This window comes from Aureispira sp. CCB-QB1 (assembly GCF_000724545.1).
In the GTDB taxonomy this organism is placed as follows: domain Bacteria; phylum Bacteroidota; class Bacteroidia; order Chitinophagales; family Saprospiraceae; genus Aureispira.
Map to the genome: position 1 here is coordinate 192,040 of NZ_JHBV01000039.1, position 22,353 is coordinate 214,392.

A 22,353-nucleotide genomic window follows, 5' to 3' on the forward strand; every position below is an offset into this window, starting at 1 on the left:
AAATAAGTTCAACTCATCAACTATTTGTAATGCAAATGTTGCCCAAAAAACATACTTTTGTGGCGTAAAATTCGAGCAATACGTTTTTCTAGTATATGCTTGGGATGCTTATATCTTATTTTAGAAGAATAAGATGGGGGGATCTTTAAATTATGTAGTATTGATTATGAGAAAGAACTTGCTTTTTAACTTAAAATAAGTTGTTCTTATCTAAGAAGGAGGAATTGAATTTAAGTCATTTTGGCAAAATATTACTCTGAAAAACGAAAACAACAATGTGTTAAGTCAAAGAAAGTTCAATAACAAAACAAAAGAGTCAACCATTCATTATAAAAAACAATTAAAATGAAATTTTTCATTAAATGCTGTTTGTTGTTAGTCCTTGTGTGGTCATTCAACACTCAAACAAAGGCACAAGCAATTATAACAGTAGATACCATTATTAATGCAACATGTAATGCTTCGGCAGATGGAGCCATTCAGATTAGTGTTGCAGGAGTACCACCATTTACCTATCAATGGAGTAATGGAGCAACTACAGAAGATGTAACAGGTTTGTTTTCTGGTTCCTTTGTTGTGACTGTTACCGATGGTTTAAGTGGGGTAACCGTCTCTAACGTCCTAACGGTTACAGCACCACCTGTTATTAATGTTGTAGCAGACACGATTATTAATATCTTATGTGCAGGTGATTCGACGGGATCTGTTGATTTATCCGTATCGGGAGGTGTACCTGGATATACTTACATTTGGGACAATGGAGCAACCACACAGGATGTGTCAGGTTTGCCCGCAGGACCAATGAATGTAACGGTAACCGACGCCAATGGATGTACGGCTTCGGCTAAAGCAATTGGAATAGATAGTGTACCTCCGATTATTGTGACTTTGGATTCTATCGACAATGTTACTTGTAATGGAGCAGCCAATGGAGGTGTTTTTATTAGTGTGACAGGAGGAAGAGGAGGAACCTACAACTATTTGTGGAGCAATGGAGCGACTACACAAAATATAACGGGTCTTAGTGGCGGTGCCTATTCGGTGACAGTGACTGATTCTAGCAATTGCGTCATGCTTTCGGGACCACATATTGTGAACGAACCGAATATACTTGCGGTAACGTTTGATTCATTGCAAAATGTAGATTGTAATGGAAATGGTAATGGAGCCGTTTTTATAACTGTAACAGGAGGAACTGCGAATTATAATTTTAATTGGTCGAATGGAGCAACAACAGAAGATATTACAGGATTATCTGGAGGTACTTATTCTGTTGTGGTAACGGATGCCAATGGTTGTGTAGATAGCACAGGACCTCATACTGTAAATGAACCAGCTGTTTTAACGTTGACCCTAGATTCTATTCAGCATATAGACTGTAACGGTGATGCTGATGGAGCTGTCTTTGTAACCGTGACAGGGGGGACTACCAATTATACTTATGCTTGGTCAAACTCAGCCACGACTCAAGATATTACAGGGCTAAATGGAGGAAATTACACCATTACAGTAACGGATGCGAATGGTTGTACAGTAAGTGATACAGCTTATGTTGTAAATGAACCACCTGTATTAGTGGCTACTTTAGATTCTATTGTAGATGTGAGCTGTAATGGTTTTGGAGATGGAGGTGTCTTTATTAGTGTAACAGGAGGAACGACGAATTATAACTTCTTATGGAGTAATGGAGTAACAACAGAAGATAATCCCAACATAGGAGGAGGTAGTTATACCGTTACGATCACGGATGCCAATGGTTGTTCTGTTACATCTGGTCCACATATCGTTGTGGAGCCAGCAGGAATGACGTTGACCTTAGATTCTATTAACAATGTGAGTTGTAATGGGGCAAATGATGGAGGCGTGTTCATTACAGTAACAGGAGGAGCACCAAACTATACTTATTTGTGGTCGAATACAGCAACAACAGAAGATATTACAGGTTTAAGTGGAGGTAGTTATATTATTACGGTAACGGATGCGAATGGTTGTACGGTTAGTTCAGGACCTCATGTAGTAACCGAAGCCCCTGCCTTGGTCATCACTTTAGACTCTATCGACAATGTAAGTTGTAATGGAGCAAATGATGGAGCCGTATTTATCACAGCAACAGGCGGCACAGGTGGGTATACCTATGCATGGTCGAATACAGCAAGCAGTCAAAACATTACAGGTTTAGGCGGTGGTTCATACACCGTTACAGTAACAGATGCGGCAGGCTGTACGGCAGTATCAGGACCACACGTTGTGACGGAACCTACGCAACTAGTAGCGACTTTGGATTCTATTAATAATGTCAGTTGTAATGGCTTGAGTGATGGTGGTGTATTTGTAAGTATTACAGGTGGAACAGTACCATTCAGTTATTTATGGAGCAATGGAGCGACGACAGAAGATGCAACAGGTTTAATTGCAGGATCGTATACCTTAACCGTAACGGATACCAATGGTTGTACGGCAACAACAGGACCACATATAGTAACAGAGCCAACTGCTTTGGTTATCACCTTAGATTCTATCGATAATGTAAGTTGTAATGGAGCAGCTGACGGAGGTGTGTTTATCACAGCAACAGGCGGAACAGGAGCATATACTTATGCATGGTCGAATACAGGCAGTAGCCAAAACATCACAGGTTTGAGTGGCGGTTCGTACACCGTAACGGTAACAGATGCCAATGGATGTACAGCGGTATCAGGACCACATGTAGTAACCGAAGCCCCTGCCTTGGTCATCACTTTAGACTCTATCGACAATGTAAGTTGTAATGGAGCAAATGATGGAGCCGTATTTATCACAGCAACAGGCGGCACAGGTGGGTATACCTATGCATGGTCGAATACAGCAAGCAGTCAAAACATTACAGGTTTAGGCGGTGGTTCATACACCGTTACAGTAACAGATGCGGCAGGCTGTACGGCAGTATCAGGACCACACGTTGTGACGGAACCTACGCAACTAGTAGCGACTTTGGATTCTATTAATAATGTCAGTTGTAATGGCTTGAGTGATGGTGGTGTATTTGTAAGTATTACAGGTGGAACAGTACCATTCAGTTATTTATGGAGCAATGGAGCGACGACAGAAGATGCAACAGGTTTAATTGCAGGATCGTATACCTTAACCGTAACGGATACCAATGGTTGTACGGCAACAACAGGACCACATGTAGTAACAGAGCCAACTGCTTTGGTTATCACCTTAGATTCTATCGACAATGTAAGTTGTAATGGAGCAGCTGACGGAGGTGTGTTTATCACAGCAACAGGCGGAACAGGAGCATATACTTATGCATGGTCAAATACAGGCAGTAGCCAAAACATCACAGGTTTGAGTGGCGGTTCGTACACCGTAACGGTAACGGATGCCAATGGATGTACACAGACAAGTGGACCTCTTAGTGTAAGTGAACCTACAACTTTAGATATTGTCATAGATAGTTTTAAAAATGAAAGCTGTTTTGGTATTATTGATGGATTTATCAGTACGACAGCTACAGGAGGAACAGCGCCATATAGCTACTTATGGAATACAGGTGCTACCGTAGATGATCTTACGAACTTAATAGCAGGAACGTATACCATTACAGTAACCGATACCAATGGCTGTACTGCTATAGATACTGTTACGATTAATGATATTCCTACAATAACCGTTACACTAGATGGAATTGATTCAGTTTCTTGTAATGGATTGAGCGATGGAGCTGTTTCTATAACAACGACTTTAGGCGCACCTGGCTACACTTGGTTGTGGAGTACAGGAGCAACGACGGAAGACTTAAGTGGCGTTTCAATAGGAAATTATACCTTAACTGTAACAGATGCATTGGGTTGTACCATAACCGCTGGAGCTTATACGGTGGAGGAACCAGCCATTCTGGCAATTACGTTAGACAATAGTACTGATGTCAGTTGTAATGGGGCTGCAGATGGTGCTGTCATGATGACAACAACAGGGGGAACAAGTACCTACACGTATGCTTGGTCTAATGGTCAAGTGACAGAAGACATTACAGGATTAAGTGGTAGCTCTAATACGGTGACCGTAACGGATTTTAATGGTTGTACCGCAACATCAGGACCACATATTGTAAATGAGGCAAGCGCAATTGTTGTCACAATAGACAATATTGATTCGGTAAGCTGTAATGGAGCAGCGGATGGAGCGATTGCTATTTCCGTATCAGGAGGAACACCTGCTTATTCTTACAACTGGGATAACGGAGGAGGAACAACTGAAGATTTGACGAATTTGAGTGGTAATACTTATACTGTAACGGTGACGGATGGAGCTAATTGTACGGTAACATCAGGACCGCATGTTGTCTTAGAACCAGCAGCATTAAATGTAGCAATAACAGCAACTGTTCCTTTGGAAGGGTGTCTGGGAGAACCATTTGGTGCTTTGGATGCAGCGGCATCAGGCGGAACGGGAACCGCTACTTATCAGTGGTCAAATAGTATAACAACGGCATCTAATGCAGGTTTAAATACAGGAATTTATACTGTTACAGTAACGGATGCGAATGGTTGTACTGCAACAGCGGTAGATTCTATACAAGACCCTGTTCGACCAGTTGTCAATCCATTTGTTGGGCAAGCATCTGTAACCGATACGACAGTTAATTGGGGAGATATTATTAATATTAATGCAGGAAATGACCAGACATCAAACGGTGTTAATTATACTTGGGAAGATGTTACTAATTTGGGTGATGTGAATTTTGGTAGTAATACAGTGCCTGCCACAAGTATTCGACCAGAACCAACAACATCAGGAACATATACTTTATTAGTAACAGCAACATCAGCCGATGGTTGTGTGGATACAGGTTCGGTTTATGTGACTGTTAATATCAATGATTTGTTGGGAATTCCAACTGCTTTTACTCCTAATGGAGACGGTGTTAATGATTATTTCCGACCAGCAAACTTAGATCCACAATTTATTGTAGAATACAAGATTTATAATCGTTGGGGACAATTGCTCTTTGACGATACGAATACAACGAATCAGTGGGATGGTCGTTTTAATGGAGTCGATCAGCCGACAGAAGTATACATTTATTTATTGCGTTATCAGGTTCCAGGGCAAGATGCGCGTATATTGAGAGGCGAGTTTACATTACTTCGATAACTGTAAATTTTATAAATCTCTTAAATTAAGAAGCCATTTCTCATCTGAGAAATGGCTTCTTGTTTTATTAGAATCAATTAAAAAATCAACGGAGCATTAACAATCAAAAGATATAGTAACTGTTCTCATAACTTTTTACATGTATAACCTTTTATATTTATAGCTGTTTCAACAAGTCTAGATATTGGCTAGGTTCTGGTCGCAAGCGATAATTATCCGTTAGGTCTGCAAAACGAATGATTCCTTCCTTATCTGTAACAACCAGTGTTGGCAAAACATTGTCAGAGTCGTATCCTAATACCTCAAAGCCAGCAGGAGTACCCTTTGAGTGAAACAAACCAAGTTTTTGGGCGGCTTTTAAATCTTCATCAATTAAAAATTGAGCTGGGATGTCAAACTTTTTAGCTAAACTTTTGGTGTGTTTAGGAGACTGAGGGCTGATAAAAACTAAAGCAGCACCTTGAGCTTTTATTTGCTGATACTCTTGTGCCAATTCTTTGATTTGTGCCATGCAGAACGGACACCAGTTGCCACGATAGAATAGAAAAATAGCTGGAGCTCCCAAGAATTGTTGGATAGAAACTTCAGCGCCTTCTGGGGTTTTAAACGAAACCAAAGGCATTTTTTTCCCAATTTTGAGTAAGGTTTTGTCTCGACTAGAAAAATCTGTTGCCCAATATGTATACAAGCACCAACAGCCCAACATACATACATTTAAAATTAGTGCCCAATAATTACTCGAGAGGGCTATGGTGCTGTATATGACCAAACTAGTTCCTAATAATAGCAATAACCAAGTCGACCACATATTTTTACTTGTTCTTGGTGTGGCAACTAGGTAAATACCTGCAAAATAAATGGAGCCTGTACCAAAACTAATAAGATTACCAAGCCAAGCTAGTTGATTGGTATGAGTTAGATATGTATAGCCAGAATAGAGTGTGCCAATGACAATAAAAGTGACGCTGAGGCTAATAAAAAGACCTTTTAAAGAATCCATAAAATCTCTGATTTAAATTGCGTTATAACTTGCTAGGAAAATAAATTTACTTTATTGAGCATCAAAGTACACCAAAAAAATTGTATTTTGCATCTTAATACTTGAATAGACTACAAAAAATAGTAATTCAATCTGTTGAGATGAATTATGATAATGGGCAAAATTAAAAGAAGAATTGTAAGTCTAGGAATAATACTCTACTGTTGACCTTAAAACCACCACAATTTGTTTTGGGTTAATAGCATCATTTAAAACGAAATCATTTGACGGAGCAAGAACTCATAGAAAGATGTAAGCGCAACGATAGGTTGGCGCAAAAGGCTTTGTACGAGCGGTTCTCTTCCAAAATGTTTGGGGTCTGTAGGCGTTATGTCAAAACAGTCGAAAACACAGAGGAAGTGTTAATGTTAGCTTTTTGCAAAGTGTTTAAAAAAATTGATACCTACTCAGGCAATGGAAGCTTTGAGGGGTGGATCAGACGTGTAATGGTAAATGAATCATTGATGTTTTTGCGAAAAAATTATCGTTTTAATGAGCATGCTGATATTAGCGAATTGCCTGTGAAGGCAGTGGAAGTAAATGTAGAAGATGAATTAGCAGCACAAGATATTTTGAACTTATTGGAACAATTGCCTACTGGGTACAGAACCGTCTTTAACTTGTACGTTATAGAAGGATTCAAGCATAGAGAAATTGCAGAACAACTTGGCATTAGTATTAATACATCTAAATCGCAGTTGATTTTGGCGAAAAAGAAACTACAGGAAATGATTAAAAAATCAGAACAATTGGGAAGCAATTAAAAAAATTAAAAAATAAGAAGATTCAGAAACATATTACAAATAAATTGGGTTTGAACCCATAAAGGAAATAAACATCAACTTGTTAGACAAGAATAGAACTAAATGATTAAAAGAAACCAACCAAAGATAATTAATTAATTATGAGCAGAGATGATTACATTTCTAAACTGTTTATAAAAAATCAGGACAAGCTAGAACAACCGCCTTCTAACGACCTTTGGTCTAAATTAGAAATGCAGTTAGATCAAGAGCTACCTGTCACTGAAAACACAACTGGAGGTGCCACTTCGGCTACTAAGGTGATCGGTTTATCAAAGTATTTAGCAGCAGCCTCTGTATTGGTTGTTTTGGCTAGTGTCGCTTATATGTTCCGATCTATAGAAACTTCTAATATGGATCAAAAAACCTTAGAAGCTCCCTTGGCAATTTATACAGATGTGGAAGAGGAGACAGAAGAAGAACCTTACGAGTCGTACAAAGATTTTCCTGCTAAAACAGAAGCAGAAAAAGCAAAGGAGGAAGTACAACAAGCAGAAAAAATTGTAGAAGCGGTGAACGAAAAAGTATTGAAGGAAAATATTGTGGTTCCTAATACAGTGAAAAATTCTACTTCTTCTTCTAAGAAAATTGAATTGGACGATATTGAAATTGTAGATGAAAAAGAAGTCAATGACTTGATTGTCATCGAACCTGAAATACCTGATGAAACAGTTTTGGCAAGAACGACAAACATACCAACGAATACTAGAGCAGATTTGTACCAAAATGATGTTCCTGTGGAGCAAGAGGATTTAAATTACAACAGAAATTATATTCCTCAAATTGCTAACACGATAGACAATAATAGCGTTGTGGAAGAGGTCTTGAATCAATCAAAAGATAAAGAAACGATTAGTGCTACGAAAAAATTTAAGTCAAGTACTCGAAAAAGAGGTGCAGGAAGGGGAAAAATTGTCGGAAAAGAAAAGAAGGCAGTAAAGAAAATAAAATCTCCGATGGCATCAGCCCACCAACGTTTATATCCTTTTGGATTTTTGTTGGGTAAATGGGAGGACGATAATGAGATAGGAGGGAAGTCTTACGAAATGTGGACACTTAAAAACTCGACCACTCTAGTTGGCAAAGGATATAAATTGTCTAACAGCGCAGAACGAATTTTTGAAGAAGTTATGCGAATCGAATTTAGAGACAATCAAATCTTTTTAGTAATGAGCCTAGATGAAGATAAAACAACTGTAGATTATATGCTGTCTACTTTTGATAATGAACGCTTTATTTTTGAACAGCAGATGTCTAAAAATTATCCAGATAAAGTAATTATTCAGAAAAGTGGTTTGGATGGTTATTCGGTTATTATTACCAATAATCATAATTTTCTAACAACCGACCAACAACGCTATTTGGAGAACCGAAATAGAGTATCGAATGTTCAGTCTATGCGGACCATGCATTATAAAGATTAGGTTCATGCAATACTAAATTATTAAATATACTCGTTTTACAAAAGTTGTTATCTTTCTGAGATAACAACTTTTGTATTTTAGGACGTTGCGCATTTCCTCCTCAATAAAAAACTAAGCTTGTACTTTCTGCCCCTGAATGATTATAATTAATGGGTGATTATATAAAAAGTCTATAGGCTTTTTTTGCTGTATAAAATTACGTAACTTTGAAGCTTTATAGTTTATTACAGTTAGTCTTGTAAGTACCTAATTCACTAAATGACACAAGAGAATAATAACGACTTATTACGACGTTTAAAAGAGAATGATAAGACTGCTTTGAAAGAAATATTTCAAGAGCATTATCCTATTGTATATCGTACCATATTTCGGATTGTATCTGACCAGGGAATAGCAGAAGATTTGGCTCAAGATGTATTTATGCGATTATGGGAAAAGCGGGATAGGATTGATATTCAAGGAGCATTGGGTGCTTATATTCGCAGAATGGCAGTAAACGAGGCATTGGGGTATTTACGTAAAAATAAAAAATACACCATAGAGGAAGTGGCGGATTATCACAGCCCTCTAACAATTAGTGGTGAGGATACTTATCTTGATAACGAGTTGCAGGCAGAAGTTAATAGGGCAATCGAAACCTTACCGCCAAGGTGCAAAGCGGTATTTATGTTAAGTCGCTTTGAGGAATTGTCTTACAAAGAAATTAGCCAAAAATTAGACATTTCTCCTAAAACTGTCGAAAATCAAATTTCAAAAGCTTTAAAAACGTTACGAAAAGCCTTAAAAAGCTATTTAAGTAGTTTTTTAATTTTTTGTATGTGGTATTTTTAGCAATTGCCTCAACCTTACGTTACGCATTTTACACTTCTTTTTACTCTTTGGCATCCTTACCAGCACATTTGACTTCCCACTACATTAGATAAAACTATAAAAAAGTATTTTTTTTCTAAAAAAAATATTTTGATGTAGGGGGGAGGGCTGAAAATAGCATCATCATTAATAGAAAGCAGAAAAATATGGACTCTAACAATAACAAATATCTTACACTCCTTAGCAAAGTACTAACAAAAAGCGCCTCTTTAGAAGAGAAGGAGCAGTTAGAGCAATGGGCAAATGAGAATGATGCACAAAAAGCATTTGTAGAGGAAACGCTAGAAGTTTGGAATTTATCTAAAAATTATGCAGAAGATTTGCCAGTCGATACCAATCGTGCTTGGGATAAATTGGAAGCAAAATTAGAAGTTAAAACACCTCAACCTACTATATGGCGAAGTTTGGCTTCTTATTGGAAGGCTGCGGTAATCGCTGGTTTGGTAGCAACGTCTGTATTTTGGATTGCTTCTCGGAATGCGGTAAGTGTGGAAACTGTTTTGGAAATTGTAGAAACAGGAGAGCAAGAGCAAAAAGAATTAATTCTGCCCGATGGATCGTTGGTGTTGTTGAATGAAAACTCTTCTTTGGCTTATGCTAAAGATTTTAAGGTTCGAACAGTTGATTTAAAAGGAGAGGCATTTTTTGATGTGACAAAAAAGAACGGTCAGTCGTTTGAAATTAATACAAGCACTACAAAAACTAAAGTGTTGGGTACGTCGTTTAATATACGTGCTTATGACCAAACTCCAGTGGAGGTAGCTGTCGTGACAGGAAAAGTTGCTGTAGAAAGCGTTCAAGAAGGAAACAAAGAGTCGGTTCTGTTACTGCCAAATGAAACGGTTGTTTATGATGCAACAGTTAAAAAAATGGTGAAAACGGTTGAACCAACCAATAATTCAGTGGCTTGGAAAACACAAGAACTAGTTTTTGATAATACGGAATTGGGGAGTGTGATTAAAACGTTGGAACGTTATTTTGAAGTAAAAATTGAGGGAGATCCTAAGATATTAAATTGTCATTATACAGGAACCTTCAAAGAACCAAAACTAGGAGAAGTATTTAATACCATAGCTTTTACGTTTCCAACTGATTTGGAAATCAAGAAAGTAGATGAGAAATATATCCTTATTGGTCAAGGATGTGAATAAAATTTTACGAGAAACAAGCATTCACATGATTAATAAGAAAAATATAGTAACAGTAGTTTTGCTGTTATCTTTTTTGGGATTGTATGCACAGAAACCCTCTGATGCACAGAGGGTTAATGTGCATTTTTCAAAAGTTTCTTTAAAAGAAATTTTGGCGCAAATTAGTGCTGATTATCAGGTACATTTTTCATATGGAAATGACCATTTAGCACTCAATGAAAAAATATCGTTTCACAGCGAAGGTAAAAGCCTAGAAAAAACCTTAGAACAGTTATTTGAGGATAATAATATCATATACAGAACTATTGGTTCTCAATTGGTACTCAAACCTGGCTCGAATAAAAATAAAAAAAGAAACGAACGCAAGAAACGTAAAAAAAGAAGAGAAGCGATACGAGAAGAACGGGATAAAGAAACTCTAGAAAGGGGAACACTGTTTGATTTTGATATTCATTCTGAAATCATTGGAAACAAAGATTTATCCTTAGAGGAAGAAGAGCTTCGTAGAAGCCCTATTCCTACCGATCCTATTCAGGCAATTAATACAGAGGAGATAAATGGGGTTTATTATCGAGATACGCTACAAAAAGAAGAGCCTAACCATGTAGACCCAGGTAAATACCGAAACACAAAAACTTCCTTTGGGCAATTTTCTGTATTGCCTTTTTTGTCTAGCAATAGACATCGAAGCCGATTTAATGTTTTCTCATTTAATTTGATTTGGGGCATTAATGGTGGTGTGAATGGATTTGAATTTGGTCTAGTTGGAAATAGTATTAAGCGTCACGTACACGGTTTGCAAATCGGAGGCTTTTTTAACAATGCAGAAGGGCATTTGTATGGAGCGCAAGCTTCAGCTATTCTAAATGTTGTTAAAGGCGATATTGTCGGGCTTCAATTTGCAGGGTTGTGGAATTTGGGAGGAAATATATATGGATCTCAAGTCAGTATTTTAGGTAATATAGCTAGAGATTTGTATGGTATGCAGTTTGGAGGATTGAGTAATATCGCAACCGATGTATATGGTTTCCAAGTTTCAGGTTTGTTCAACTTTGCGAATGGTAAATTGTACGGGTCGCAAATTGCTGGCTTTGGCAACATTGCATGGGGAGGGAAAAGTGCTGTTCAGTTTGCAGGTTTGTTTAACATTAGTGCCAAAGCACAATTTCAAATAGGTGGCTTTTTTAATTCTGCTCAATCGGTTGATGGGGCGCAATTAGGAGGTTTGAATATCGGAAAAAATGTTAAAGGGGTGCAAATGGGGGTTATTAATACCACCAAAGAACTGGAAGGTTTCCAAATTGGATTAATTAACCATGCCAAAAAAGCTCAAGGTTTGATGCTTGGCTTAATCAATATAGCAGATAGTATTAAAGGAGCTCCTATTGGACTCATTAATATTGTCAATAAGAACGGATACAACCGAATAGAAGTATTTGGTACGGATGCGATGTATGTTAACTTAGGAGCAAAATTTGGCTTCGAACGTTATTATCATATTTTACAAATAGGATGGCGAGTGAGTGCTGATAATGTTTTTACTTGGACGGCTGGCGTAGGTGTTGGTACCAAACTTAATTTAAACAAAGCGCTACATCTTAATTTTGAATTACTTACTTCTCATGTCAATGAGAATGACTTATGGACGAAAGAACTCAATTTACTCAATCAGTTTAAAACAACCTTAGATGTTCGAGTTCGAGATCGAGTTAGCTTTTTTGTAGGACCTGTTTTTAATGCATTAGTCTCTGGTTTATACAATGAAGAAACACAACGATATGGCTCTAATATCATGCCTTACACTTTGTTTGACCAAACGAACCAAAAAGGAACCAATCTTAAATTATGGATAGGTCTTACTGCTGGATTAAGATTCTAAGTATATTCCATCGTAATAGTAGCAGTGCATAACTATTGTGACTTAGAAATATCTTGTTAGCCAGTAGGTATATTTTGTAGCATAATTACATCTGTTCATTGATCCTAAGACACTACTAAAACTTGTTGTAAAGTAATGTTAAAGTAGATTTTTTAAAATCTGCTAATGGGAAAGCTATGCCCTAAAGGGACTTATTAAAAGAAAATAAGGACTTGGTAGGGAATTATGAATTATAAAATATATAAAATATGGGAAGGAGAACAAAAATAGACATCTACATAACACTATTGTTGCTATTAATAACGGGAGTTGGTATGGCGCAAGTAGGGCAGGATGTCAACTTTACGATTCAAGTAACAGGATTTCAGCAAAATGCTGGACAAATTAGAATTGCTGTATATAATAATGAAAATGGCTTTTTAACACCAGAACGTGTTTATAAAAAGATTGTATTGGATGTTAACAACAGTATTTTAAGGCATACGGTACAACTTCCAAAAGGAAACTATGCTGTGGCTTTGTATCACGATAATAATTCGAATGGTATTTGTGACAAAAACGTATTTGGTATTCCAACAGAACGTTATGGTTTTTCTAATAACATTCGACCCATCCTAAGTGCGCCTTCTTTTAAAAGTACCGTCATCGAAGTAAAAAAAGATTTGGAAATAGAAATTGCCTTACTCAAATAAAAGGTAGTAAGGAGATTGGTTGAGAAGAATTTATCAGCCAGTTGATTGGTTAAAAAATAACAATATGAGATGCTTAGCGACTGGCTTGTGCTTATTATGGACAACTTTATTTTGTCATGCTCAAGACGCAAGAGAATTTTTTACTTCTGTTGATGCCGAGGTGGAATTTATTGGTTTGGACTTTTCGGAGGCAAAAATGGTGGGGTTAAACACCAAAAATGCTCCCCAAGAAATTAAGGTAAAGTATTTTAAAGCTTGGAATGACTTGTTGATTAAAGAAGCCAGAAAATATGATGTTAAGAGAGCATTTATGAAACAAAACCTAAGCTATAATTTTGATGTTGTCGATCATTTGAATCAACAGACAAAATCAGAAACGCTACTTACCAATGCCTCGCCACAATCTTTTTCTGAAAAAAAATTACAGGGCATTGTCAACCAATACAATACCCAAACAATGAAAAGCCAATATGGCGTTTCGTTTGTCATTCACAGTTTTAATCAGTTTCGAGAACGAGCCTATGTATATATCGTTATTTTTGATGTAGCAACTAAAGAGGTTCTGTTCTCCGCTCAAACATCGGGAGAAGCAGGAGGGTTTGGTTTTCGGAACTATTGGGCAAGGACAATTTATAATATTTTGGAAGATATTAGAGATTATAAATTTAGAAGATGGAAAGAAGAAATAAGAAGGCAACCTTTTGCAAAAAAATAAATCTCAAAATGCTCAAAAAAAATGATTTAAAGCTATCTTTTATGGCAAAAAAATTAATGTGTTAACGCTTTTTTTAGTAGAAAAAAATAGGTGTTTTGTCTATAAAATTTTTAGACTGATAATTAGTTTTACCTTGTTTTTGTTTGAAAAAACGCACTTTTAAAGTGAAAAAGTACGATTCAAGTTGGATACAAAAACTAAATAAATGTTATAGAATTATTAAAGTTCAAAAAAAAGTATTCAAAGACTGCCTTTTTTAACCTAGAATTAAATTTTAATTGTACATTTGTCGATATGAATATCACTACCAAAAATCTAAAAGAGACCTCCCGACACTGGGTCGGTTTCGGAAGGTAATAAAAATGTACCCTATACATTTCATTAATACCCCAAGAACCTAACCTTGAGTTTTAAATAAAAACAGTTTGCACACTTGTCAGGAGCTATATAGAGTTGCTACTTTTGAAGTAGCAGCTTTTTTTTTGTATTTCTGCGAACAATTTGGCTTGTATGGCATTAATAATAAGAATATTCAAAAATAAGAGGTGACTAAAAACAAGTGTGCTTTAGAATATTGGCTTATTTTTAAACAACTTAAATAATAATGTAGTAGCTTTGCAGCCTTAAATGAGTTTTATGAATAAAATAAAGCTTTAAATGGTTCTTTGGAGAAGATGGTCGGATACCAATTGGTTCTACAAAGAATATTATTTTTGGAGCATGGTTACGCTTATCCTAATAATGGACGTTAAACTAGCTCTTCAATTGAGCATATACATACAAAATGGCAATAGTAAGATTTAAATTTGAAGATAAGAATATCCCAACACAAGAAGTGAAAGGAATGGTTGGGGATAATATATTGGATTTGGCAGAAGATAATGGGATGCACATTAACAGTAACTGCGGAATGGTTTGTGCTTGTAGCACTTGCCATGTTTATATTGAGAAAGGAGAGGATTTTCTGACAGAGATTTCTGACAAAGAAGAAGATTTTATTGATCGTGCTTTAGATCCTCGTATCGAATCTCGTTTATCTTGTCAATGCAACCTTTTGGAAGACGATGACAATGTGGTTATAGAGGTATTGGTGCCTGATCAATCTAGAATTATTGGACACGAACATTAATTAGTTGGATAGGAAGAAATGAGCGTGCCAATGCTCTAATAAGAGGTTTGACCGCACTTGAAAGATAGTGTCGGACTATTATGATAAAACACTATAAAAAATTTAAAATGAGTTTTGAATTAAACTTGCCCATTCACTGGTCAGATCATGAAGACATTGCAATGGGATTGTATGAGAAATTTGGAGATGAATTTACAGAATCCAAAATTTATCGTATTCGTTTCACAGATTTGTTGGAATGGATTTTATCCCTGCCCAACTTTGAAGGTAAAAGAGAAGATTGCAACGAAAATCACTTAGAGCAAATCCAAGCAAAATGGGTTTATGAGTGGCGTGACAATCAATAGCCAAACTATTTGCAAACGATTGGTAATTTTTAACTTTATCAGGATTCGTGTGTAACTTGTTGTACGCGAGTTGTTAATATTGATCTCTTAATGTCTTTCTTAGATAAATTACATGATATTGACACCATTATTTTAGATGTGGATGGTGTGCTGACGGATAGTTCTGTCTATATTTTTGAGGATGGTGTACTAATGCGTAAAATGAACGTACGAGATGGCTATGCGATTAAGTATGCCATTAGTAAGGGATACCGCCTTATTATCATTACGGGAGGAAAATCAGAAGGGGTTATCAAGCGTTTGCAAAACTTGGGTGTCCAAGAAATTTATAGTGGCATGCAAGACAAATTAGAAGCGATGGATGAGTTGATAGAAATTTATGGCTTGGATTTGTCTTCTACCGTTTATATGGGGGATGATTTGCCAGATTACGAACCGCTTCGTCTAGTCCATTTGCCTACCTGCCCTGCGAATGCTGCTCCTGAAATTCGAGAAATTTGCCAATATATTTCTCCTTTCAAAGGAGGCGAAGGCTGTGTTAGGGATTTGATTGAGAAAATATTAAAAGTACAGGGCAAATGGATTGAAACCGATGTGGTCAATTTGACGAAAGACAAACCCAGCGAATTTTAACGAAGGCTTCCTTGGTACTTTGTTAAAAGTCAGGTTAGTATGTTTTTTTTGCCAATGGTTTATATAGAATCTTTTAAGATGAAATGCCAATGGGTTCTATTTTGGATGTCCAATTGTTAAGAATTTGGACGCTCCTTCTTATTTCGTTCCGCCGATTGGAAAATACTACCTTCCTTTTGTAGCAACTTGATGACAAGAAAGTTATCAAACCTCTCCTTTGGTGCCTACCAACTTAAAAATAAAAGTACTTCCATTTGGCAAAACCTTTTGGGAAATATCTTTGTTCTTAGCAATATAAATTGTATTCAAATCCAACTTATTTGAGGAAGGAAACAATTCCTGATTACACAACCAACATATTATGCTCAAAATACTAGGAACCATATTGCTTTCTTTACTAATTCTCATAGTTGTTTTAATTATAATACTAATGATCTTTGTGAAATTTGCGAAAGTATTTGGAGGAAAGCCAACAAAAGAACAAAAACAAAAATATAGTCAATATCCGAATCATAAGAAAGGAAAATTTACAAATCTGATGCCACAGTTTATGGTAACAGAAGCACCAGATTTTATAGATGATTCGTTGCATCCCAAGTCAACACGACGACCAAATTTTGATATTCCTTACGTCAAAATAGACCCAAAATCTTTGGAACAAAAACCAAAACACACTCGAGTAACTTGGTTTGGGCATTCCACCTTGTTGTTGGAAATGGATGGCAAAAATATTTTAATTGATCCTATGTTTGGAGATGTACCGTCGCCTGTATCTTTTATTGGCGATAAACGTTACAGCAAAGGATTGCCACTAACGATAGAAGAATTACCAACGATTGACGCTGTATTAATGACACACGATCATTATGATCATTTAGACTATCCCTCTATTCTCAAATTAAAGGATAAAGTAAAGAAGTTTTATATGCCTTTGGGAATGAACATTCATTTTAGAACATGGGACGTACCTGTTTCCAAAATTGAAGAATTAAATTGGCATGAGACAGCAACCTTAGATAGCATTTCATTCACTTTGACACCTTCGCACCATTACTCTGGTCGTAGTTTGAATGATCGTTTTGAATCGCTGTGGGGAGGATGGGTTATAAAAGGAAGTTTGGATAATATTTATTTGAGTGGAGATGGTGGATATGGACCACATTTTAAACAAATAGGAGCTGAGTATGGACCGTTTGACTTTGCACTAATAGAATGTGGTCAATACAGCCGTTATTGGCGCCAAAATCATTTGTTTCCAGAGCAATCAGTTCGTGTTGCAGAGGATGTTAATGCGAAATTAATTATGCCAATTCATTGGGGAGCATTTACACTGGCCATGCACAGTTGGACGTCACCCGTAGAGCGTTTTTTAGCAAAGGCGAAAGAGTTTGATATTCCTGCAACGACACCAATGATAGGAGAGCAAATTGTGTTGGGAAAAGCAACAGCAACATATCCTACCAAAGCTTGGTGGGAAAATAAGTGATATTGTTTGTTCCCCAATTTCAACAAACTACTACAATTAAAACCCATGCTTTAGAATTTGGGAACAATGCTAATATTGACACCAAAAGGACGCACCTCAGGTGCATCCAGTTGTGTTAAACGCCACATAAAATCTACTCGAAGTATTTTTAAAATATTCTCAATACCAAAACCAATTTCTGCATAATAGTTAGGTGCAGAGATTCCTTGCGGAATATCATAAGGATTGTTGTTATCACTAGACATGACGCCATACAAGCCTTTAAAAATAAAAATAGACCGCAGTTTTAGTTTTTTGATCAAAGGAATGCTGTTAAAAATCCACCCATCAAAATGGTGGGTAATCCAAATAGAAGCATAGGCATCGCTAACAAACTCAAATTCATTCATCATCGCATAAGCAAATCGGTTGCCCATAATTGATTCATTCCCTAAGTGTACGGTCATAACAGGGTAGGGAGCTTCCCCGAATATTTTGCTGGCTTGCAATTGATATTTGGTATAACCAATTAGTGAACTCAAGCGTTGTTTGATGCTGAAATCTAGTTTGTGATAATTATAATCACTTTCAAAAATTCCTTCTACACCAGCGGTATATTCTAATTCAAGAATAGGAAAAGGAGTACCCAAAGGCTCTCTGCGAAAGCCAGCATTATCCGTCCAAAAACGTTCTTGATGTCCCCAGTGTAGTTTCACTTTAAACTCAGAAGTAGTAAAAGAAGCAACAGGAAATTCGCCATTATTTTGAGTAAATTGAAAGCCTCCTTGAGTAGAGTAAAAACGCCGCCAGCGATAATCTATTTTGCTGTAGAAACCCATGAACCAATCTCGTTCATAACTAAGCTCTGCTTCTCGAATTTTCATCAAGCGATCCATAGGAGTAGCCCGAGATAAAGAATTCATAATATTATCGTGCTGCATAGAAATCTTACGTTGCCCCATCATCTGAAAATCATACTGATAATTTGCTGAGAGCATATTCCATTTTCTATTTTTGGAAGGGAGATGTACATTGAAACCAGAACCATATTTCCACTCTTTATCTCTCAAACCATAGGCAGCATAACCGTGTACTTGGATTTTATCACTAAGGGATTTGGTTGTTCTTAAACCCATTTTGAACCGAACGCCCTCTATTTCATTCCAACTTACAAACTCAGGATATTCTCCAAATTCAATAGGACCAACTTTGATGTAAGAGGTTATCATTGTATAGACAATGGCATCCATTGTTTTGTAAAAGCGAGTGCGCTGTATGGAATCAATCATTTCGTAAACTCCCAAACTCATGCTATCTAGGGGAATGGGGCGAATAGAGTCCCATGTTTCGTCGCTTAACTCGGCTGATTGTTCGGCAAACTGTACGTCTTCAACTTGAAAAGCATCTGCTTCAAATACAGGATTGATAGCCACTTCGTGTCGAGATAGTTTTTTGCGAATCCTCATTTGATTTTTGCGTTTTTTAGCTTTTTTTCTACCAAAATCAAAAAAATCAATGGCTACGGTAGCTGTTAAGTTTTCAGTTGTTTTTACCCAAACACCTTGCTCCGTTGGTGTGTAGTATTGAACCGCATTTAATTTTTGAATAAAGTTAAGGGCAATGTAGGGCGAGATTTCAAGATCAATGGACTCTATAGCAGAGGTTGGCTTGTGAATCCATGCACCTCCTAAAAACGTATAATCCTGCTGGCGTTTTCCAACAAATGTTAGCAAGTAATATTGATCACCATTACGTTCTACACTATCGGTAATAAAGAAATTATAATTAATATTTGCAGTAGCAGCAAAAGGACTTACAAAAGACTTTCCTGTTAAGATAATCATGTCTTTGTACGGGTCTATTTCATCCAACTCATTTCCAATGAAATCGGAGAGAGATTCGTTGTCAATCCCAGAAAAACGATCGGCGATAATTTTTACTTTCTTGTCCTTTGGTTCTTTTTGATACTTAACCTCTTTAATCGTTTCTTTCATCAAGACAGGCAAAAAAGGCTCTCCCGTATCCTCTGTTCGGATATAATCATTGATAACACTAAAGGGCTTTTGTAAGAATTTTAGTTTGACAATGTTAGGATCAGGATTGTACCAATCAAAGCCAGTTTGGATGTAGTCCTTGTATTGATAACTGGTTGCATTATCTATACTATTGGTACTTCTATTAGCTACAACATTGCGCCACAATGCAATGGCTGCGGTATCTTTCTTGGATTTGCCTCGTTTTGCTGTAACAGTAGCTGTGACTAGATTTAAACTAGATTCAGAAAGCTGAACATTAATTTCTTGTGTTGTATTGGTCGTGATGCGCAAATGTTTGCGTTGGTATCCCAAATAAGAAAAGCCAATGCTATCGACAGGTTCCTTGGTGGTTAGGACAAAGTAGCCATTTATGTCAGAGGTGCTTCCAATGTCAGTTCCAACAAAAAATACATCTACAAATGGTAAAACTTCCCCTGTCTCTGCATCTTTAACAACACCAGAAACCTTTGTATTAGGGATTAGATCTTGCCCCAATACTGTTTGGAGAAGGCTGCTTAAGATGAAGTAAAAGCAAAAGAAGTGTCTTTTTTGAAGATTCATAAATTAAAATAATTTTCAAGGACTGTGTGGCTCAACTATTTGTTATTCTAGTATTTATGCTAACAATAACCACCGAACTACTATACTAAGGAATGAATGAATAAACGGTTGAGGCGGTAATTCAAATTTAAACCTTAGAATTAATACAGCATTGAAAACTATTTGTTTAGAACTTTTGAAAATTAATTTGTTTTTAAAGGTTTTTTTGGTCTTGAGATGAGGTTGAGAGATTTGATAAAATAAGATACTCGGTAGCGACAGCTAAGGCTTTTCTTTCGGTTTGCAAAGATTGTATTTGTTGAGGTTGTTGTTGTAATAATTGGCGATAGGTTCTGTTATTAAGAAATTCACTTAGGTACTCTTGGTGTAAAAAAGAAATATATTGTAATACGACCAAAAGTGGTGGAATCAAAATAGCTTTCCAATCGAAGAAAAAAGCACCCAAAAAAGCAATAAATAGGCTATATACCAACCAAGTAAGTAAGCTAAATATCATAGCCATTGCTGCCCAGAATTGAGGATCTTCAACATTCTGATTGCGCAAATATCGGGCACTAGTAACAGGAAGAAAGCCACCCATCCACCCCAGTAAAGCAAGAGGAGCTAATAGGACACTCCTTAAAAAATTCGACCAAGAGAATTGCCCTTTTTGTTGCACAGCTTGGTCGGTTAGTTGGAGTTGTTTGAGTTGTGCAAAATAATGATTGGTTTGTTGGCTCAGTTCTATTTTTTGAGATTTAGACAATTGGTTACAAGTGGTAGCAACACTTTGCTCTAGTCGCAATCGGTGAGGATGGGTATTATAAAAAGAATCATGATAATGTTGTTTTTCGTTGCGCATTAGAATAAGCAACTGCTCAGTCAAAGCCTCGTCTTCTTTAGAATCAATAATGATTACCTCTTGGGCAATGGCTGCCTTTAAATCTTTGGTCAACTGTTGAGCTGCAAGAGAAGGACTTTTATGATATAAGGTTTGATAATTTTTTAGAGGGATAGGAGTGCCAAAATGAAGCATTACTTCACTCCTAAAATCACAATGATAGGTATAGTTCACGCCAGTAGGGCTGATGAAAACCTCTCTTTCAAAATCATGCTCTGCTGCTGCTAATAGAGCTAACCTAGCTGTTCCCGTTTTAAAAGGACGCAGGCGTTTTTCAGGAACAGAGTTGCCCTCAGGGGCAATAAAGAATAAGTTGCCTTTTAAAAGTATCTCTTTAGAGTCTTTGAAAATTTGTTGGTTCTGTTGCATCTTTTTGAGACCTTCTTGTGGACGCCAAATAGGTATTAAATGAACTTGGCGAAATAACTTTGGAAAACTCCATTTTTCCTCAAAAACAGAGCCTCTTGCCCAAAAAAATACAGAACGTTTCTGTAATCCTGCGACCAAAATTTGCTCTATAAAGGCGGTAGAATGGTTGCTGGCAATAATTGTGGGGGCTTGAGAGGGCAATGCTGCTTTTCCTGTGATGTAAATTCTCTTATAAAAAACAAAAAAAAGAATAACCAACGGGAATCTAAGTAGTTGATAAAGCATAAAAGTTGATTTTTATAAATTGAACATTTGTTTAGTTTATAAATAATTGATTCAATAATCATTCAATTTATTATAAATGCCAACACCTTAACAACCTTTTAACAAAAAAAAACGCTTTCTCTTTTGAGAAAGCGTTTTGAAAATAACCAAGTTATTTTAAGTATATTATTCTACAATTTGAATGGCACGATTCAATTCACGTCCAGCGTCATCTTTGATACGGAAGTTGTAAGTTCCTTTATCTAAAGAAGAAACGTTAAGTGCTTTGTAGTTTTGTCCTTCGTTGATTTTGAAGGCATTATTAGCTACCAAAGAGAAACCTTCCTCATCACGCATTTCTAAGATAAGTTCTTTAGCATCATCTGTTTCAATACCAAAAATGAACATGCCATTTTCAATTGGTTCGTCAGACATTGTAAAATTGACATCTAATAATTGAGCTTCTTTTTCTGCTCCCATCAATTTTTGATTGACATTCATAATGTCCATTGCATCTTGATCTTCTGCGCTCATTTTTTCAGAGATGTTGATGATATCATCCATTTTGATGGAAATAATTTGACCACCAAAATTTACATCCATAGTAGCTACTTCTGCTTTTACTTCTCCACCAGCTCTTACTTGAGTTGGGTTTTTAATTTTTAGATCTTTTTTATCATCTGTGTTAGGACCACAAGATACAGCCATTACAACAATAGCTAGACCTAATAGAAATACATTTGCAAATTTTTTCATAATATTGTTTTTGTGGTTTTAATTTAGACTAAGGAATGTTGTTCTATGTAAAAAACATTAAAAATGTTACCTTCAAACAACATTTGTTTATTATCTGAAATTTGATTTTCTATAAAAAGGAAAAAAGATAAACCCAAGCACTTCGCAAACTGGAAGTTATCTCGAATTTTAAGGATCGCAAAGGTACAGATAATAATGTTA

The 22,353-nt window shown here is 36.5% G+C and carries 17 protein-coding genes; 12 read left to right on the forward strand and 5 right to left on the reverse strand.

The window, feature by feature from the left end; translation table 11 throughout:
- The first annotated feature begins 345 nt into the window (after positions 1–345).
- On the forward strand, positions 346–5,139 hold the full coding sequence (locus CG11_RS20095) for a T9SS type B sorting domain-containing protein (RefSeq protein WP_052598631.1): 4,794 nt from the start codon (positions 346–348) through the stop codon (positions 5,137–5,139).
- A 157-nt stretch (positions 5,140–5,296) separates the two neighbouring features.
- Here CG11_RS20095 and CG11_RS20100 read toward each other — a convergent pair whose 3' ends face one another.
- Positions 5,297–6,139, reverse strand: coding sequence for a peroxiredoxin (locus CG11_RS20100; RefSeq protein WP_052598632.1), 843 nt, complete (start codon positions 6,137–6,139; stop codon positions 5,297–5,299).
- 263 nt (positions 6,140–6,402) lie between these two features.
- Here CG11_RS20100 and CG11_RS20105 point away from each other — a divergent pair, with 263 nt between their 5' ends.
- From CG11_RS20105 to CG11_RS20150, 10 genes are all read left to right on the forward strand, one after another.
- Positions 6,403–6,942, forward strand: a complete 540-nt coding sequence (locus CG11_RS20105; protein ID WP_052598633.1) for an RNA polymerase sigma factor — start codon at positions 6,403–6,405, stop codon at positions 6,940–6,942.
- 140 nt (positions 6,943–7,082) lie between these two features.
- Positions 7,083–8,405, forward strand: coding sequence for a hypothetical protein (locus tag CG11_RS20110; protein WP_052598634.1), 1,323 nt, complete (start codon positions 7,083–7,085; stop codon positions 8,403–8,405).
- Positions 8,406–8,663: 258 nt separating this feature from the next.
- The gene (locus tag CG11_RS20115; RefSeq protein WP_052598635.1) at positions 8,664–9,236 is read left to right on the forward strand and encodes an RNA polymerase sigma factor; all 573 of its coding nucleotides are present in this window, start codon (positions 8,664–8,666) and stop codon (positions 9,234–9,236) included.
- 185 nt (positions 9,237–9,421) lie between these two features.
- Entirely contained in the window at positions 9,422–10,426 is a 1,005-nt protein-coding gene (locus CG11_RS20120; protein WP_052598636.1) for a FecR family protein, read from the forward strand.
- Entirely contained in the window at positions 10,389–12,305 is a 1,917-nt protein-coding gene (locus CG11_RS20125; RefSeq protein ID WP_052598637.1) for a DUF4974 domain-containing protein, read from the forward strand. Before CG11_RS20120 ends, CG11_RS20125 begins: the two co-directional genes overlap by 38 nt.
- A 248-nt stretch (positions 12,306–12,553) precedes the next feature.
- Entirely contained in the window at positions 12,554–12,997 is a 444-nt protein-coding gene (locus CG11_RS20130) for a DUF2141 domain-containing protein (protein WP_052598638.1), read from the forward strand.
- A 64-nt stretch (positions 12,998–13,061) separates the two neighbouring features.
- Positions 13,062–13,712, forward strand: coding sequence for a hypothetical protein (locus tag CG11_RS20135; RefSeq protein WP_052598639.1), 651 nt, complete (start codon positions 13,062–13,064; stop codon positions 13,710–13,712).
- 784 nt (positions 13,713–14,496) lie between these two features.
- A complete protein-coding gene (locus CG11_RS20140; RefSeq protein WP_052598640.1) occupies positions 14,497–14,841 on the forward strand; it encodes a 2Fe-2S iron-sulfur cluster-binding protein in 345 nt (114 codons plus the stop codon).
- A 107-nt stretch (positions 14,842–14,948) separates the two neighbouring features.
- Complete coding sequence (gene iscX, locus CG11_RS20145) at positions 14,949–15,188, forward strand: Fe-S cluster assembly protein IscX (protein WP_052598641.1); 240 nt, start codon at positions 14,949–14,951, stop codon at positions 15,186–15,188.
- A 90-nt stretch (positions 15,189–15,278) separates the two neighbouring features.
- On the forward strand, positions 15,279–15,821 hold the full coding sequence (locus CG11_RS20150; protein WP_052598642.1) for an HAD family hydrolase: 543 nt from the start codon (positions 15,279–15,281) through the stop codon (positions 15,819–15,821).
- Between the two features lie 204 nt (positions 15,822–16,025).
- On the opposite strand, the gene CG11_RS30395 is transcribed toward CG11_RS20150, so the two are convergent.
- Entirely contained in the window at positions 16,026–16,229 is a 204-nt protein-coding gene (locus CG11_RS30395; protein ID WP_052598643.1) for a hypothetical protein, read from the reverse strand.
- A 31-nt stretch (positions 16,230–16,260) separates the two neighbouring features.
- On the opposite strand from CG11_RS30395, the gene CG11_RS20160 reads away from it, so the two are divergent.
- Positions 16,261–17,307 (forward strand): MBL fold metallo-hydrolase, encoded by a 1,047-nt coding sequence (locus CG11_RS20160; RefSeq protein ID WP_197043891.1) that lies wholly within the window; start codon positions 16,261–16,263, stop codon positions 17,305–17,307.
- A 50-nt stretch (positions 17,308–17,357) separates the two neighbouring features.
- Here the strand turns inward: CG11_RS20160 and CG11_RS20165 are convergent, their stop codons facing one another.
- From CG11_RS20165 to CG11_RS20175, 3 genes are all read right to left on the reverse strand, one after another.
- Complete coding sequence (locus tag CG11_RS20165) at positions 17,358–19,883, reverse strand: DUF5686 and carboxypeptidase-like regulatory domain-containing protein (RefSeq protein ID WP_081909610.1); 2,526 nt, start codon at positions 19,881–19,883, stop codon at positions 17,358–17,360.
- 193 nt (positions 19,884–20,076) lie between these two features.
- Positions 20,077–21,417: a 1-acyl-sn-glycerol-3-phosphate acyltransferase gene (locus tag CG11_RS20170; protein WP_052598646.1), complete on the reverse strand. Its 1,341-nt coding sequence runs from the start codon at positions 21,415–21,417 to the stop codon at positions 20,077–20,079.
- A gap of 165 nt (positions 21,418–21,582) precedes the next feature.
- Complete coding sequence (locus CG11_RS20175; protein WP_052598647.1) at positions 21,583–22,152, reverse strand: hypothetical protein; 570 nt, start codon at positions 22,150–22,152, stop codon at positions 21,583–21,585.
- Positions 22,153–22,353 lie beyond the last annotated feature (201 nt).